Annotated in this window: 16 protein-coding genes; 10 read left to right on the forward strand and 6 right to left on the reverse strand. The window is 30.5% G+C overall.

What is annotated here, in order from left to right; translation table 11 throughout:
* Positions 1–40: 40 nt before the first annotated feature.
* Positions 41–1,003 (reverse strand): radical SAM protein, encoded by a 963-nt coding sequence (locus ACX6CF_RS17555; RefSeq protein ID WP_458786662.1) that lies wholly within the window; start codon positions 1,001–1,003, stop codon positions 41–43.
* 438 nt (positions 1,004–1,441) lie between these two features.
* Positions 1,442–2,158, reverse strand: coding sequence for a purine-nucleoside phosphorylase (gene deoD / locus ACX6CF_RS17560; protein ID WP_458786663.1), 717 nt, complete (start codon positions 2,156–2,158; stop codon positions 1,442–1,444).
* A gap of 301 nt (positions 2,159–2,459) precedes the next feature.
* Here deoD and ACX6CF_RS17565 point away from each other — a divergent pair, with 301 nt between their 5' ends.
* From ACX6CF_RS17565 to ACX6CF_RS17585, 5 genes are all read left to right on the forward strand, one after another.
* Positions 2,460–2,825: a NifB/NifX family molybdenum-iron cluster-binding protein gene (locus tag ACX6CF_RS17565; protein WP_458786664.1), complete on the forward strand. Its 366-nt coding sequence runs from the start codon at positions 2,460–2,462 to the stop codon at positions 2,823–2,825.
* 44 nt (positions 2,826–2,869) lie between these two features.
* Positions 2,870–3,700, forward strand: coding sequence for a nucleotide-binding protein (locus ACX6CF_RS17570; protein WP_458786665.1), 831 nt, complete (start codon positions 2,870–2,872; stop codon positions 3,698–3,700).
* The gene (locus ACX6CF_RS17575) at positions 3,688–4,536 is read left to right on the forward strand and encodes an ATP-binding protein (protein ID WP_458786666.1); all 849 of its coding nucleotides are present in this window, start codon (positions 3,688–3,690) and stop codon (positions 4,534–4,536) included. Before ACX6CF_RS17570 ends, ACX6CF_RS17575 begins: the two co-directional genes overlap by 13 nt.
* Before the next feature lie 31 nt (positions 4,537–4,567).
* Complete coding sequence (locus ACX6CF_RS17580) at positions 4,568–4,927, forward strand: NifB/NifX family molybdenum-iron cluster-binding protein (protein WP_458786667.1); 360 nt, start codon at positions 4,568–4,570, stop codon at positions 4,925–4,927.
* A 148-nt stretch (positions 4,928–5,075) separates the two neighbouring features.
* Positions 5,076–5,519, forward strand: coding sequence for a Fur family transcriptional regulator (locus ACX6CF_RS17585; protein WP_458786668.1), 444 nt, complete (start codon positions 5,076–5,078; stop codon positions 5,517–5,519).
* A gap of 122 nt (positions 5,520–5,641) precedes the next feature.
* Here the strand turns inward: ACX6CF_RS17585 and ACX6CF_RS17590 are convergent, their stop codons facing one another.
* The 4 genes from ACX6CF_RS17590 to ACX6CF_RS17605 form a co-directional block, all read right to left on the reverse strand.
* Positions 5,642–7,108 (reverse strand): 4Fe-4S dicluster domain-containing protein, encoded by a 1,467-nt coding sequence (locus ACX6CF_RS17590; RefSeq protein WP_458786669.1) that lies wholly within the window; start codon positions 7,106–7,108, stop codon positions 5,642–5,644.
* Positions 7,109–7,173: 65 nt separating this feature from the next.
* A complete protein-coding gene (locus ACX6CF_RS17595; protein ID WP_458786670.1) occupies positions 7,174–8,343 on the reverse strand; it encodes a SpoIIE family protein phosphatase in 1,170 nt (389 codons plus the stop codon).
* On the reverse strand, positions 8,340–10,052 hold the full coding sequence (locus ACX6CF_RS17600) for a [Fe-Fe] hydrogenase large subunit C-terminal domain-containing protein (RefSeq protein ID WP_458786671.1): 1,713 nt from the start codon (positions 10,050–10,052) through the stop codon (positions 8,340–8,342). The genes ACX6CF_RS17595 and ACX6CF_RS17600 overlap by 4 nt, the downstream gene beginning before the upstream one ends.
* 13 nt (positions 10,053–10,065) lie before the next feature.
* Positions 10,066–10,317 (reverse strand): (2Fe-2S) ferredoxin domain-containing protein, encoded by a 252-nt coding sequence (locus tag ACX6CF_RS17605; protein WP_458786672.1) that lies wholly within the window; start codon positions 10,315–10,317, stop codon positions 10,066–10,068.
* Positions 10,318–10,682: 365 nt separating this feature from the next.
* Here ACX6CF_RS17605 and ACX6CF_RS17610 point away from each other — a divergent pair, with 365 nt between their 5' ends.
* The 5 genes from ACX6CF_RS17610 to ACX6CF_RS17630 all read left to right on the forward strand — a co-directional run bounded on the left by ACX6CF_RS17610 (position 10,683) and on the right by ACX6CF_RS17630 (position 18,187).
* Positions 10,683–11,852: an ROK family transcriptional regulator gene (locus ACX6CF_RS17610; protein WP_458786673.1), complete on the forward strand. Its 1,170-nt coding sequence runs from the start codon at positions 10,683–10,685 to the stop codon at positions 11,850–11,852.
* Between the two features lie 156 nt (positions 11,853–12,008).
* Positions 12,009–13,898: a DUF3604 domain-containing protein gene (locus tag ACX6CF_RS17615; RefSeq protein ID WP_458786674.1), complete on the forward strand. Its 1,890-nt coding sequence runs from the start codon at positions 12,009–12,011 to the stop codon at positions 13,896–13,898.
* Positions 13,899–14,135: 237 nt separating this feature from the next.
* Positions 14,136–15,434: a hypothetical protein gene (locus tag ACX6CF_RS17620; protein WP_458786675.1), complete on the forward strand. Its 1,299-nt coding sequence runs from the start codon at positions 14,136–14,138 to the stop codon at positions 15,432–15,434.
* Between the two features lie 144 nt (positions 15,435–15,578).
* Complete coding sequence (locus ACX6CF_RS17625) at positions 15,579–17,195, forward strand: ABC-F family ATP-binding cassette domain-containing protein (protein WP_458786676.1); 1,617 nt, start codon at positions 15,579–15,581, stop codon at positions 17,193–17,195.
* 104 nt (positions 17,196–17,299) lie between these two features.
* On the forward strand, positions 17,300–18,187 hold the full coding sequence (locus ACX6CF_RS17630) for a CvfB family protein (protein ID WP_458786677.1): 888 nt from the start codon (positions 17,300–17,302) through the stop codon (positions 18,185–18,187).
* The last annotated feature ends 38 nt before the right edge of the window (positions 18,188–18,225 follow it).

The raw sequence follows: 18,225 nt of genomic DNA on the forward strand, positions 1-18,225 counted from the left end.
TTTATTATATGAACTGTGTTAATATTGGGAAAGATATCATTTATAATTCATATTCTGCATCTAATAACAGATGTTTAATATCTTCAACACAATACCCTCTGCTTTTTTCTGTTACTGATAAATGATCCCTAGGATTTGCTCCATATTCAGCATACAATTGATTAACACCGCAGATTAAAGTCATAGGAGTCACTTCATGAGCATTCATAGCTCGTTTTGGTCTTGAAGCAATTCTAGATACAGCCGCAATCTTAGCTAATTCTCTAGCAGATATTTGCCCCTTATCAAATAACGGAGTACCTTTCACCGGTATCCTTCTCATAACAGCCATAACACTAACATTATTATCTCTAGCCCTTATTATCTCATCAGCAATCTCTTCATAACTATGTTCTGGACCTATAGGTTCTACACAATAGTATAATTCTAAGTTTTCTGAAGCTATAGCAGCTAGGGTTTTCAATCTAGTCTCAGTATTGACCTCAGTATCTATACCTTCCCTCAATCTGTTAATGTGATAAATTCCCGTGAAACCAACATCCTTTAATTGCCTTGCTACGTCCACATCAAAATCACCTATATTAGCTACTAACCTTACATCCCCAGGCAAGATTTTTCTCGCTTCTATACCTATCTTAAGATAATCATCTATAGGATAATCAGCAGTAGTCATCAAAAATAAATCATCAATACCTTTCTCAACTAAATCCCTAATCTCAACTAAAATTTCCTCAACAGACTTCCTCCAACTAGTATCCAAAGAATAATGCTTCTCACCCATAGAACAGAACTTACAGTTAACCGAGCAAGGTTCAGCATTCAAACCAATCTGCGCAAATATTATACCCTTGTTATTAAATTCACTTCTAGTCAATTCATCCGCCTTACATAAAATCGAGTAAAAATCTCTTGAACCATTAACCACATTCAATAATTGTACTATTTCATTCTTATCTAGTACTTTTCCATCATTTAATAGTGATAATATATAATTGCTATCCATAATTTCACCTCTCCAATAAAAATTTTATCATACATATATTGTACTTGAAGCAAAATCTTAACTATATAAATATATTAATTTAATTTGTAATTTTTTATGGAGATTCTGGATGATCACCAAGATTTATGATTATAAGTGCTAAAAATATAATATATATTATTTTAATACATAAAAAAATTCCTCCTAAAACATAAGTCAAAGAAGGAATTTTCGGGGGTAGAATATAAAAAGTTCTACTTTTTTATTCTTTAGCTCTTTACATTTTTTAAAAAATAAAAGGTATGATTCAAATACCGAGTGTAGGGAGTATAAGGGAATATGAAGCAGTGAGCCATGGACGGCGAACTCAGCCTTTTAAACACGGATGTTTAATTGGCTGACGAAATATTCCCTTATACTCCCTACACGATCGTCAGCTAATTAATAAAATCACCCAATTTATTCAGCAAACTGCAAAGCAATCTCCATCATCTTAGTAAAAGCATTTTGACGCTCTTCACTACTTGTCTCTTCTTTAGTAGCAATTGAATCGGAAACAGTCAATATACAAGCTGCTTTTTTACCAGATACTTTTGCATTAGCAAATAAAGCAAATGATTCCATTTCAGCTGCTAAACAACCATGATCATCTCTGTAGCTCTTGTATACTTCCAAGTCACTAGAATAAAATACATCTGATGAATGAATACGTCCTCTAACGATAGGGATATCAAGTGCTTTAGCGTGATCTGCAATTTGTTCATTCAATTCTTTTGATGCTTCAATTACATCTTTATCATAACCATTTTGAACTTTTGCATAAGTTGATTTTGACCATGCTTCATCAACTAAAATAACATCATATAGTTTTAAGTCTTTAGTGTAAGAGCCACATGAACCTATACGGATAATGTTTTCTACATCATAGAAATTAAATAATTCATAAGAATAAATACCTATACTTGGCATACCCATTCCTGAACCCATAACAGAAATACGTTTACCTTTGTAATTTCCAGTGTAGCCGAACATATTACGAACGTTATTAAATTTTACAACATCTGTAAGATAAGTATCTGCAATAAATTTAGCACGTAAAGGGTCACCTGGCATTAGTACTGTCTTAGAAATAAGATTTTTATCTTTGCATTCAATATGTGGTGTTGGTATACTCATTAAATTTTCTCCTTTACAATATAAATTTTTATATAAGTTATATCTAATTGTTACTTATATAATTTAATCTTATGGATAAACTTGTTAGTTTATTCAATATTATTATATCATTATACATATTTATAAACAACACTGATAGGACATATGTCTTTTGATGAAATTTAATAATTTTAAAAAAAGTTATTGGCATTTGCCAATAATGGGTATATAATAGAGGAGGATAAATAAAATATAATAATGAATTAATTACTAGAAGGTATATAACCATTATTATTAATATAAAATGGAAGGAGTAATAAAAATGAAAATATGTATTTCAAGTACAGTAGACAATATTAACGGTTTAACAGATGGAAGATTTGGTAGATGTCCATTCTACGCTATCTATGATGATGAGACAAAAGAATATGAATTTGTAGAGAATGAAGGTGCTAAAGCAGCTCAGGGAGCGGGAATTAAAGCAGCTCAAGTTGTAGTCGATAAAGGTACAGAGGTTGTTATTACAGGTAATTTGGGACCAAATGCTATTAGAGTTCTTGAGGCAGCTAATATTAAGATATATAGGATGTTAGGAGATAAGATAAAAGAGCAAGCAGATTACTATACTGAAGGTAAATTAATCAGCATTGATAAACCTGGAGCATCACATATGGGAATAGGAAAATAATAACTAGTACATTAGATAAATATTATGAAAAAGAGGAATACGTTATGCAAATCGCGGTTTTAAGTGGTAAGGGAGGTACTGGTAAAACAACGGTATCCACTAATCTTGCTAAATTAATTAATGTTAGATATATTGATTGTGATGTTGAAGAACCTAATGGATTCATCTTTCTGAAACCACAAAATATAAAAAGTAAGGAAGTATGTATACCAGTTCCTTATGTAGATGAAGATAAATGTATACATTGTAAGAAATGTATAGATATCTGTCAGTTCAATGCGTTGGTTCATACTGACAAGGTCATTCTTTTTGAAAAACTATGTCATGGGTGTGGTGCTTGTAGAGCTGTATGTCCAACTATGGCTATTACAGAAAAAGATAGACCTATAGGTAAGATTGAAGTAGGCGATAGTGATGATATGGAATGTCTTAGCGGAATACTTAATGTTACTGAACCTATGGCAGGACCTATTATCAGTAAACTCAAGGGTATGATAGATGATAAGACTACAATTATAGATTGTTCACCAGGTAGTTCTTGTAATGTAGTTAAACCATTACTAGATGTTGACTATGCAATATTAGTTACTGAACCTACAGAATTTGGTTTACATGATCTGAAAATTGCAGTAGAATTAGTACGTAAGATGAATATACCTTTTGGAGTTATTATCAATAGGATGTCACAAGAAGATAATACTACATCAAAATATTGCAAAGAAGAAAATATTAATATTATTGGAACTATTCCTTTTGACAGGAATATTGCAGTTATGTACTCTAAAGGCGAACTTCTGATTAATAACGATAATTATAAGAAGATGTTTACTGACATAATTGGCAACATAGAGGAGGCTATAGGATGCAGCTTGTAATAATAAGTGGAAAAGGCGGAACAGGAAAAACTACTATTGCAGCATCATTTGCCTACCTTAGTGAAAATAGTATAAAATGTGATTGTGATGTAGATGCTTCTAATCTTCATATTGTTTTAGGCGGTGAAGATATTAAGAGCGAACCATATGAAGGCGCTAAGGTAGCACATGTTGATGCAGATAAGTGTACTTCATGCGGAGCTTGTGAAAGCATGTGTAGATATGATGCCATAAAAAAAGGTGTTGTAGAAGAATTGAAGTGCGAAGGTTGTGCAGCATGTACAGTGGTTTGTGATTATGATGCTATTACAATGGAAGATGAAGTGACAGGGGATACAATAATTACTAAAACATCTAAAGGTATATTATCAAGAGCTCAAATGATAGTAGGTGCTGAAGGTTCTGGAAAACTAGTAACTGATGTTAGAAAAAATGCACTGAGTTATGGTGAAAAAGATGATATGTATATATTAGATGGTACACCTGGTGTAGGTTGTGCTGTCATGGCTTCAGTAACTGGCTGTGATATTGCTCTTATCATTGTTGAACCAAGTCAATCAGGACTTAATGATTTTAAAAGAGTACTATCAGTAGTTGAGTATTTTGAAATAAAGCCATTAGTATGTATTAATAAGTATGATATTAATGAAGAGGTTACAAATGATATATCAACTTATTGTGAGGCTAAAAATATTGATCTTATTGGTAAGATACCTTTTGACAGGACTGTTGAAAAATCAATAAATGAATTAAAGCCTATTGTACTATATGAAAATAGTATGGCTGCAAAAGAGATTAAAAAAATCTGGGAAACACTAAATAATTATATAAAATAAATTTAAATAAAAAAACAAGGAGGAATTTTAAATGAAAGTAGCTATAGCAAAGGAAGGAAATGTAGTTTCAGGACATTTTGGATATTGTGAAGGATTTCAAATCTATGAGGTGGAAAATAATCAGGTTGAAGATAGTACATTAGTAGCTAATCCAGGTCATAAACCAGGATTTTTACCTAAGTTTCTAGGAGAAAAAAATGTTAATGTAATTATTGCTGGAGGAATGGGTGCAACAGCTCAACAACTTTTTAATGAAAACAATATATCAGTAATTGTTGGTGCTTCAGGAGAGTTAGATGAAGTTATCAAAGGTTATTTAGAAGGTAAATTAGAATCTACAGGAAGTGTTTGTCATGACCATTCACATCATGATGAAGGTTGCGAAGAATAATAACTGAGAATTAGGTATTTTATAGTATATGGGTAGCAAAGAAGGAAAATATTCTCCTCACTCTACATTTTAATTTATAAAATTAAACTTTGCTATCCATATTTGATTAAAAAATAAATGAAAGAGAACTAAGTGTAGAGGTGATGATATGAAAAGTAAATTATTTATGATAGAAAAATTATTGAATGAAAAAGACATAAAATTGACTTCAAGGCGAAGGGCTGTTCTAGAAGTTTTTTTGAATCACCAAGAGCATATTAGAGTGGAGGATATATACGACATATTAAAAAGTACTGGAATAGGATTTGCAACAGTATATAGAACAGTGGAGTTATTAACTAAAGCAGGAATAATAAATGAGATAATGATTGATAAAATAAATTACTATGAATTAAAAGTTTTTAGTGAAAAATGTTCCCATGTTCATTTTAAGTGTAAAGAATGTAAAAAGGTGTTTGATTGTGATGACCCTAAGCTGGGCCTTGATATAGTGAAACTTAGAAACTATACTGAAAGTACATATGGTGTTAATGTAGATGACTTGACTATAGTGATGCAAGGTACTTGCGCAGATTGTAAAATAAAAGATTGATTGCAGAAATCCATAATTATAAATAATAGTAAAATGTCTATACAATGATTAGGGAAAGGGTATATTATAATCACCATATAGACATAACAAAATATATGTAAGGTTAGAGGTTAATAAGTTTATTAATGTTTTTCTCTATTAAGATTAAGAGAATCCATATTAAATATTCTGATAGCATCATTTACGGTTGTTTCAATAGCCAGTTTACCATATTTATCTACTTCTTTTTTGTCTTTAGCTCCATGAGAGAGTGAAGCTGGACCACATATACAACCACCTTCGCAAGCCATTCCTTCAATAAAATTACCTTGTAAACGATTGAATTTTGCTAATTTTAGATTTTTAGAACATTCAGTAAGCCCGTCACAAACAACAGGTTTGATATCAATATCCAGATTATTGGTTTCTACAACATGCTTAATTGCATCCGTAACACCACCAGATCTAGCAAATATTCTACCGAAATATGAAGCATTATCAAGAATGCCTTCATCACATTCTTCTACTTTTATATCACGAGCATCAAACAATGCTTGTAATTCTTCAAATGTAAGAACATAATCAACCTCACCTTTAAGGTCAGGTTCATTGATTTCTGATTTTTTAGCTGTACAAGGACCTATGAAAACAATTTTTGCTGTAGGATCAGTATTTTTAATAAGTTGTGCAGTAGCAATCATAGGAGATACAGCGGTTGATATATGATCAACAAGTTCAGGATAGTTTTTCTTGATATATGTAACAAAAGCAGGACAACAAGATGTAGTCATCCATTCTTTTTCCTCAAGTTCCTTAGCTACTTGGGTACTTTCATAATATGCAATTATATCTGCACCTAAGGCGACTTCAACAACATTATGGAAACCTAATTGTTTGATTCCTGTAATTACTTGTGCTATTTTCGCATAAGTGAATTGGCTGGAAATAGCGGGTGCAATCATAGCATAAATTTTATATTTATCATTATTATTGGATTCCTGAATGAGCCTAATTACATCTACGATAGATGATTTGTCCATAATAGCACCAAAAGGACATTGATATACACAAGCTCCACAGCTGATACAATTATCATAATTAATTGAAGCTTTTTTAGTATTAGGGTCAATGTTGATTGCGTCTGCATTACAAGCCTTAACACAAGGTCTCTGGATCTCAATAATTGCATTGTAAGGACATGCATTAGCACATCTACCACATTCCTTACATTTATCTGTGTCAATATGAGCCTTTTGTCCAGAGAAATCTATAGCATCAAATGGACAGGCTTCTTTACATTTGTGAGCTATGCAGCCTCTACAAGCTTCGGTAACAGAATATTTCTGAATAGGACAGCTATCACATGCAATATCAATAACTTGTATTATATTATCATTGTCAGGATCACCACCCATTGCTAACTTGACTCTTTCAGTTATTATAGCTCTTTCTTTGTATATACAGCACCTGGTTTCTGGTTTTGGACCAGGTATAATTTTACTTTGGATATCTAGTATATCTTTTTCTAATGAATTATTTAGTGTAGATGAAGCCACTTCTTTCAGTACTTTGTATTTTAGTAGTTGTACATTAGTTTCAAATTTTCTCATTGTATTCCTCCTGAATCATGAAAACAATTGTATATAGACTTAATATGAATAATGTATAGTATATCTTAGATATAGGTTATAGTTACTTGTTTGCCTATATCCTCTAATGCATTGGCTAGTTCACCTACAATTTTTAATTTAATGTTTAGACTAGTAGGGAAATTAGGATTTTGGTGAGCTGGATTGACAGCTTTTCCTACCCAGAAATGTATGTGTGTACATTCATTTATCAAGTAATTAGCAAGTTTACTAGCACCATTATTTTCATTAAGATAATTAGCTTTAGTTGCAAAATCTTCTCTTGAATAATTTTTAAGGATTTCAAGAGTTTGTTTTAATGTAAGAACGCCTTCAGTTACCAAATCAATACCATCCATATATGCCATTGGAGGTACATCTTTGGCCATAGTTTCTATGTCTACATAGATTTCTCGGTTTAATTCTCTAGCGGCTATATTTGCAGTAGTTCCTCCGCAGATTACTTTTTTGCTATTGCCTTTTGATAATTTATTGATTATCCATTTATCCATATCTCTATCTTCGGGGGGACCTGTAAACAGATCGATATTTTCTATATCACGAACTCTAATATTCATTATAGTGGTATCATCACCAGGATGGTCTTCATAGAGATTGTTACAAACCCCAATGAAATTCCCGCTTATGTTACGTGAGGTTTTTTCAACTTTTGCAAGATCTCTTAGATAGTCATTGATATTATCCCATTGCCAACCAAGATTAAGAAGCGCTCCAACACCTGCATGAACAGCACCATCACTGATTACAGAGATATTATCGCCAACCTTCAATTTGAAATTGCTTTCTAAAATGGTCTTACCGTTAATATCTATTTTGCGTTTGTTTAAGGCGAGATCTCTGTCGTTACGATATATGAAGATAGGTGGATTATCGTATTCTGCAATATATACTTCTCCTGATTTATCAATTTTTATCATAGTAAAAGTGGAATAGGCAAGCTTTCTTACTTGGCATTCTGGAAGAGTGTTGACAATTGTATCTACTGTGTCTTTGATACTTGCGCCTTCTTTTAGCATAGTTGCTGCTATTTTTGCTGTTAGAGTAGCAAGTATATTAGCTTTTACACCACTTCCCAAACCATCAGATAGAACTGCAATTACACTATCATCTGTACGTATTATTTCTACTTTGTCACCACAGAGTTGTTCGCCGTATTTATTAATGCTATTATGATAAATATCAATAAAATGTTTCACTTTGTAACACCTTCCTCGCCTAAAACAATTTGTTGTAATTTCATTAATGTGATTTTTGTTTCAGCGGTGGTTTCACCTAGGAGACTAGCTATTTCTTGAGCTACACGCATTTGTTTTTCAATAACATTATCAGCAATTTCCAAAGTGTTTTTCTTGAGATTAATGAGTTCTTGGTTTTTCTTTTCTATATTAGTAACATCATATAGAATAGCCATGATGAGATTTTGCTTTGGCAAAAACAATATGGTCTCATTAACAATCAAGTTGTAGTGTTTATAAATAACTCTTTTATTAACAACATTTTGTTTTGTTTCTAATACTTGCCTAAAATCACTATCGTCAATGTATGTTGATAATGATTTGCCTTTTGATAAGTTAGGATGTATCAAGAAAGCACTTTCACAAGCTGGATTTACATCAACTATATTAAGGTTTTCATCTAATAATAAGATTATGTTAGGTGTGCTTTCAAAGATGATGTTTGATAGTTTCTCAGCTTTACTTCTCATATAAGGGATACACATCTCAGGTTGTGACATACCTTCATGTACAGCTTGAGCTTTTTCACGACATGTATTGTAACCACAAGCACCACAATTAAGCTCATCTTCTTTAACAACCTTACCCATTGATTTTAGTATTTCTTTTATTTCTTCTTCAGAAGCAAGTTTTTTGGTAACATGATTATTGGTAAATGAACGATTATAAACTTTTTTATTGGCTAGTTCATAGCCATTTATATCTTTTTCTTCTAAGTAATCATCAACATGAAGTTGTCTTAGATGAACATTTTCACTATTTTTACTAACTGCTGGCCCATTAATACAACCATTGGCACATATATTAGCTTCAATAAATAGATTGCCAACATCTTCTTCTGATATTGTTTCAAATAGATTTTTACATTCTTCGATTCCAGTGACACTTACTGAACGGAATCCATTTTTAGTAATATCATCTTGGATACCTGTTAAGATACCGCCTTCTAGAGGATATCTTTGTCCATAAGATGAAGCTGATGAATCAAGGTAAGAATCTTCTAGATCATTAAGGTGTATTCCTTCTTCATTTAACCATGTATCAAGTTCTTCAAAGGATAAAATAGCATCAATATCACCTGTTTCTTGATAGCCAAAAGCTTCACATCTTTTAGAAATACAAGGTCCTACAAAGGTAATAAATGAATTTTGACCATATCTTTCTTTTAAAAGTATGCTATGAGCGATCATAGGGGATACTACGGGGAGAAGGTAAGGTAATAGTTTTGGATAATAACGTTGAATCAATAAATTAACTGAAGGACAACATGAAGTAATAAGGTTTTTCTTGTCATTATGATTGCCCATATATTCTTTGTAGAGATCACTTACAATTTCTGCGCCTATTGCAGTTTCTTCTATAATTTCAAAACCCAGTGCTCTTAGAGCAGCTATAAGTTTTTTAGGCTTTTTATATATACCACTATAAGAGGGTGCTAATGTAACAACCATCTTTTTATTACTTTGTATAGAATTTTTTATAGCACTTAAATCACTTTTTATATTTCTAGCATTCTGTGGACAGACCACGAAACATTGGCCGCAACCGATACAATGATCTTCCATGATTTGTGCTTGGTCATCAACTATTCTTATTGCTTTTACATGGCAATTTCTTACGCACTTATAACAATTCTTACAATTAGCAGGTAAAAAATCCATTATTCTCATAATAATAACCTCCCTATTGTTGTGGTAACTTAGTTAAGATTTCATTGTTGAAAAAATCCTCAGTAGTAGAGGGATTAACTGAATATATAGTATCATCTACTTTGACGGATACTGCTTCGGTGCATCTTCCAAGACAAAAGGCACCTTTTATTTCAACTTTGTTTTCTAAAGATTGCTCTTTGACTAGTTCTTGGAGTTTTGAAATGACTGAATATGATCCCTTTAAATGGCATGCACTACCTATACAGATATTAATTGTTAACATTTTAACCACTCCTTTAATAAAATAATTATCTATTACCTATAAAATTTCATAAATATATTGAATAAAATTTTGAGTTGTCATACAACATGTTTCAATACATAAGTGTTGAGTATATTATATTTTATATGTAATTGCCAAGTGTATTGATGTAATTGTTCTCTGTGCTAATACATAAATTTCATTGTATTAGGTTCATATATATATTAACAAAAATTAAAAAAAAGTCAATGATTTTGTTAATTTATTAACAAAAAATATTAACCAATAATAGCATTATTTTATTTTTATATCCAATACTCTTGAAAAAATCTCATATTTTGTTTAATATAATATCAATTGAATAAACTGTTATGGAGGAGATTTTATTGTTCAAGATTGAAAAAAAGGGTAAATCTCAAATGAAATCAATAAATAAAATTAAAATTTTTAAGATGATATTAAAAGATGGACCAATATCAAGGACAGACATAGAGAAGACATTAAAACTATCAGCACCTTCTGTTTCAAGAATCGTTGAAAGTCTGATTAAGGAAGACTTGGTTAAGGAAGTTGGTAAAGAAGATACTTATGTAGGGAGAAAACCCATAAGCCTTATTGTTAATAAGAATGCTAGCTATATTATAGGTATCAATATTTCCAAGAGCAATATATATATATGTATAACTAATCTAATGTCAGAGATTATATACAAAGATACTCTAAGTATAACATCTATAGATGAAGCAGATATTTTATTAGAAGAGTTAGACAAGTTAATTATGACTGCTATTAACAATGCGCAAATAAGCAAAGACAAGCTGTTGGGTATTGGTGTTGCATCCAGAGGTATATTAGATTATGAATCAGGTACAATATTAAAGCTTAAAAAAGGTATTGTTGATGTACCTATCAAGATTTTTTTAGAGGAAAGATATGATTGCGTAATAATTGTAGAAAATAATACCAATACGGATTTAATTGGAGAATATCTGATTAATAACAAGTTAAGTAGCAGTAAAAAAAGTTTGATATACATATATTTAGGTGAAGGTGTTGGGGGTAGTATTATATGTAATAATCAATTAGTGAGAGGAAAAAATAATCTTGCAGGTAAGATTGGACATATGATAATTCAACCAGATGGTGAAGAATGTTATTGTGGTAAAAAAGGTCATTTAGAAGCTTATTGCTCAAAAGCAGCAATAGAAAACACTTATAAGTATAAAAAAAGTGTTACGGATGTTCAGCTTACCGATATATGTAAAATGGCAAATGCTAATGATGAAGTATGTGTGGAGATAATTAATAATGCCCTTAAAAAAATAGCTATAGCTGTTTCGAATCTATTGGTGGTTATTAATCCAGATGTTATTGTTATATCAGGAGAGATTTTTGATTATTATGATGATGCTCTAAATATTTTAAAGAACAACGTAAAGGAGTTATCTTTTGATACAAAATTAAATGAAATTGATTGGGTAATCAGGTCAAAAGAAAAATTAATGATAGAGCATAGTGCTACTGCCCTTATAATGGATAAAGTGTTTAATGTATAAGTGTGCAAAATAATATAAGTTATATATTTATTCATATTGAAAATAATTATAGTTTATGCTAAAATTTAGTTAGGATAAAAAGACTATTTTTTTGTTAACTTACTTTCATTATGAAAGTAATGAATGATAATACTATTATAAAGGAGTTAATGAGCGATGAAAGAGCATGTGATTAATAACGAAATAGGGACATTGATAGTTAGTATCTGTGATGAGTTAGTTGTTAATGGTGAATTAGAGTGGCAATTACAATTTAGTGCAAAACAAAATATAGAAAAAGGTGGAAGTATTAAGATTCTAGTTCCGGCATATCAACACCAAAGAAGTGAAGAATATCTTCAAACTTATGATTATTGGAAACCCAATTACATCTATACTGTAGGTGAAGAAGATGATATTAAGGTGGATGTAAGAATTGAAAAAGTTCCAAGTGCTTTTAGTCATATAACAGGATGGGTAGATAGTAATCGTATTGCTGTTGTAACACTGGATAATGGTTTGAAAGAAGGACAAACGATTAAAATCAAATTTGGAGGTGTTGATAGACCTTGGTTAGAAGGAGAATGTACACCTTCAAGAGTTTCACAATTTTCTTTTAGAGTTAATGGTACATACTTAATTTATAAAGTGTATATTGATTCAAAGGGAAATGGTGATTATCAAGAGATAAAGGCATTTCCACTAGTGAAAGTTGTACCCGATAAAGCAAAAAGAATAGTTTTGACAGCACCATCGATTATAAAAGCTGAGAAAGAATTCAATATTGATATCAATGTAGTAGATAGATTCAACAATCCAATATTTGAATATGATACTGATAATTTCAAGCTGATAATATGTAATTTAGATACAAAAGAAAATACTGTAGTATCTAAATTCAATGATACTTTTTCTGGTAAAGTAAGTAAACAAGGATTTTATGAAATAACAGTAGAAGTAGAAGATACAAATTTGACAGTTGAAAAAGCAGTTCTAATATGTGATGATTCAGCTGACAATCTATACTGGGGAGATATACATACTCATTCCAATCTTACTGCTAACATAAGAGATAATGATTGTGGAGCATATCCTAGCGAAGGGTATTTATATGCTAAAGAAGTTTCTAGACTTGATTATATATGTATTTCTGAACAGACCTTTATGTTTAATGAAGATAGAAGCGTTAATGTAGATAAAGCTACTTGGGATAAAATTGGAATCGAATCAGATAAATTTTACGAAAAAGGTAGTCTTGTTACATTCCCAGGCGTTGAACTTCATAGTAAAAGGGGAGATACTGTTGTATTGTTTAGAGATTCTCTAAGCAGTTATGAGTATCCAACAGAAGATGTCTTAGATATTGGTGATATGTGGAGCTTCTATAAAGGAAAAGAATTTTTATCAATACCGCATTTACATAGATATTGCAATGGAAGACCTAGAAAAGATGAACAAGAACAGAAATTTACGGGTTTTAATACAGAGAATTGGAAAGAAAATAATGAACATGAAGTATTATGTGAGATGTATTCCAGCCAATGGGGAAGATTTGAAAATGATAAACACCCAATGATATTAAAAGCAAGAGCCAATGTTAAGGGTAACACTGTTGTTGATTTTCTGAACAGTGGTAAGAAATGGGGTACAGCTGCTAATAGTGATGGACATGATGGAAACCCAGGTTATGGAGGAATTACAGGTGTCTATGCTTCTGAAAAAACTAGAGAAAGCATTTTTGAATCTCTGAGTAATCGTAAGACTCTAGCATCCACACATCCTAGAACTGTAATGAAATTAGATATAAATGGTCATGATATGGGAAGCATAATTGAAGGAGAAACTAGCTCTAGAGATATAAATATAAAAGTTATAGCCCCTAGTAATATTAAAAAAGTTGAAGTTATAAAAAATGGTGAGATTTTTAATAGTGAAACTTGTATAGATAATTATATAGATATAACTGTCAATGATAGGGAAGAGTTAAAAAAAGATACTTATTATTATGTTAGAGTAGTATTAGAGAATGGTCATTTAGGTTGGACTAGTCCCATATGGTTTATATAATATAATTTTATTAATAATACATCTCAATAATATTTGTTTGAAGAAATAAAAAAACCTTTGATTATATTTTTGTAATCAAAGGTTTTGCTGTATTATAGAATAAATTAATGGTTGGTATTAATTTGTTTTGCTGTATAATATTAGATATGTGTGATATTAGACAATTAGTTGCAAATTAATTGATTAATGGGTTATAGTATTTTACATAATAATTACATTTAATTAGGGAGAGATAAAATGAAGAGATCATTAATAATATTAGGTATAATTATAATAGTTGTTATAGGTGGTTATAAAGTATATAAAACAACTAACGATAACCAAAAAACGGAAGATAGAAAAACTGTTGATACAGATAACACTCTTATAAATATTTTAATTGAGAATAGCTGGAGTGAAGAGGAGCTGGATTCTTTATTAGGTGAATATGAAAAAATTATATCTAGACCTACGGATTTGGTAGCAGGTGGACCTGTAATATATTATCAGACTTATTATAATGATGGATTAAAGGTGCAATTTACTAATAATGAATATAATAATCATATTTATAGTTTGATATTCAATAATGAGTTTCAAGATACATTAATTGGTGAAATAGATATGAATTCATCATTTGAAGATATTACATCAATATATGATAAACCACATTTCGTTAATGAGGATATAGGATTGATTGGATATAAATTAGAACATTACTATATCTTTTTTGTAGGAAAAGAAAATATAGAAGAAATATCAATGTACCCTAGAATGAATTATGATAAGACAGTTATAAACAAAGCTATTAAGGCTTATGATAAAACTAAAGTGCCAAGTGATTTTATTGATGTTTTATGGAAAGATTATGATTATAGTAGTGGAGAATCCGCACTATCTATTTACAATTATGATAATAGGGGGATTGTTGTTGAATCAGAAGACACTGGTACAGATGATAATAGTTATGTGAAATTAAAAATATACGGAAATTATATTGGAGAAATAACTGATAAGATATCACTGCCTGATGATATAAATAATATAAAAGATGAAAAAAAAGATTTAATCAATCAAGGTATTGAATTATTATTAGATGAGGATTCCATATATAACTGTGAATTGGAAAGATTGGAAGAGTATAATAAGTTAAAAGGTGAACTTGCTGATACATATGGAGAAAAATCACCTGATGGAGATATATTTGTATTAAATCTTTTTTCAATGTATACTGGAAATAGATTGAAATTATATGATGCAAATAAAGAAAATTTATTGACTGAATTATGGGGTGTAGACAATTACGGCTGGATAAACGATAGATACCTTATATATTCCCAGTCCAATAAGTACGATGAAAAAACTAATGATATTGGTATACATATATATGATTGTAATAATGGAAAACAAATAGAAGTAATCAATAGTGAGAGTATTTTATTGTCATGGGACAATGACATTATTATTTATGCTGAAAATGGACAAAAACAAATAGAGCATAGGATAAAATATGAATTTGATAAAAATGGTAATATAAGTTTTGAAAATAGTAATTAATAGTAAATTGCATATTATCATAAAAATTTAATGGAAATTAGCAAATATATATTTCTTTTTTCATCAAAACAGTGTATAATATAACAAACCGTAAAGCGTGCTTAGCACGCTTTTTACATGTGAATATTGGAAGGAGAAATACAATTGATTACAGTTACAGAACTAGAACTCCAATTTGGAACAAAAAAATTATTTAAAGATGTTAATGTAAAATTTACACCAGGTAATTGCTATGGGGTAATAGGTGCTAATGGAGCAGGAAAATCAACTTTTCTTAAAATTTTATCTGGCGATATAGAGCCTACTCAAGGTGAAGTTAGCATTACCCCAGGGGAAAGGCTAACAGTTCTTAAGCAAGATCACTTTGAATTTGATGACTGTACTGTACTAGATACAGTTGTTATGGGGCATAAAAAATTATATGATATAAGAATAGAAAAAGATGCATTATATATGAAAGAAGATTTCAGCGAAGAAGATGGTACACATGCTTCGGAGCTAGAAGCTGAATTTGCTGAATTAGATGGTTGGGAAGCAGACACTAATGCAGAAAGATTATTGATGGGACTTGGAATAGAAAAAGAATTACACTATAAGACAATGAAAGAGTTAAAAGGTAGTGAGAAAATCAAGGTATTACTTGCTCAAGCTTTATTTGGCGAACCTGATATACTATTACTTGATGAACCGACTAACCATATTGATTTTAAAGCAATTGCTTGGTTGGAAGAATTCCTTATTAATTATGAAAAAACAGTCATAGTTGTATCTCATGATAGACATTTTCTTAATAAAGTGTGTACTCATATGTTTGACATTGACTTTGGTAAAGCTAAATTATTTGTTGGGAATTATGATTTCTGGTATGAATCCAGTCAACTTGCCTTAAGACTTATGAACGACCAGAATAAAAAGAAAGAGGAAAAGATAAAAGAGCTACAGTCTTTTATTGCTAGATTTAGTTCTAATGCATCAAAAGCAAAACAAGCAACTTCAAGAAAAAAATCACTTGATAAAATAACTTTAGACGATATTCAGCCATCATCTAGAAGATATCCTTTTGTAGGATTCAGCCCAGAAAGAGAAGCCGGAAAAGATATCCTTACTGTGGATGGAATAAGCAAAACCATTGATGGGGTTAAAGTGCTTAATAATGTTTCCTTTACTATAGCAAAAGGTGATAAAATCATTGTTCTTGGAAAGAATGAAATTGCAAGGACTACATTATTTAATATTTTGATGGGTGAAATGGAGCCAGACGAAGGAACTTACAAGTGGGGAGTCACAACATCAAGAGCATATTTACCAAAGGATAACTCAGAATTCTTTAATGATGTTGATACTAATTTAATCGATTGGTTAAGACAATTTTCAGAAGATAAGGCAGAATCATTTATTAGAGGCTTTTTAGGAAAAATGTTATTCTCAGGTGATGAACCATTAAAAATGGCTAAAGTCTTATCAGGTGGAGAAAAAGTAAGATGTATGTTTTCAAAATTAATGTTATCAGGTGCTAATGTTATAATGTTAGATGAACCTACTAACCATCTTGACCTTGAATCAATTCAGGCGGTTAACAATGGGCTTATAGCATTTACAGGAACTTTATTGTTTACATCTCATGACCATAAATTCATACAAACAATTGCTAATAGAGTTATTGAAATAACACCAGTAGGAGCTTTTGATAAGAAAGTAACATTTGATGAGTATCTTGAAGATGAAGATGTCATGAAAACATTGAAAGATATGTATAGATAATATTTCTTTTCGTATTATAAAATGGTACAATAATGTTAATAATACAAGAAAAGTACAATAGATAATAAAAATAATTATAGAAAGATAAGTAAAGTAGGTGACTTATGATAAAAATAGGTAAGGTACAATTGTTAACAGTAAAAAGATTATCACCAATAGGGATATTTTTAGGTAGTAATGATAATGAGGAAAAAGAAGAGGTCGGTTTTATTACAGATCATTATCTAGATGAAAAAGAGGAAAAAGAAGCGGTTCTTCTACCAAAAAAACAAGTTCCAGAAGGAATTAAAGAAGGACACCAGCTAGAGGTTTTTATTTACAAAGATTCTAAGGATAGACCAATAGCAACAACAAGAAGACCAAAACTTATGTTCGGTGAATTGGTTCCACTAAAAGTTGTTCAAGAAACTAAAATAGGTGCTTTTCTGGATTGGGGATTAGAACGTGATCTACTCCTTCCTTTCAGACAGCAGACAGATAAAGTTCAAGTTAACAATGAATATTTAGTATCATTATATGTAGATAAAAGTGAAAGATTATGTGCAACTATGGATGTCTACAAATATCTATCCAATGAATCGCCTTATAAGAAGGATGACACAGTCAAAGGTATTGTTATTAGTGTTAATGATGAACTAGGTGCATTTGTAGCTGTTGATAATAAGTACAACGGACTAATTCCTAAAAACGAGCTTTTCAGTAGTATAAAAATAGGAGACAATATTGAAGGACGTGTAACTAAAGTAAGAGAAGATGGTAAACTCAATATTAGTTTAAGACAAAAAGCTTATTTACAGATGGATTCAGATTCTAATATGATTATGGATAAGTTGATTAAGAATAATGGTAAATTGAATCTTAATGATAAAAGCTCTCCTGATAAAATCAAATCAGAACTTAACATGAGTAAAAATGCATTTAAAAGAGCTATAGGTAGACTTTTAAAAGAAGGTAAAATAAAATTTGGTGATAAAGGTATAGAAAAAATATAAAATTTATAAAAACACAGGGACTATCCAATAATTGGATA

The sequence above is a fragment of the Vallitalea sediminicola genome (genome assembly GCF_054408565.1).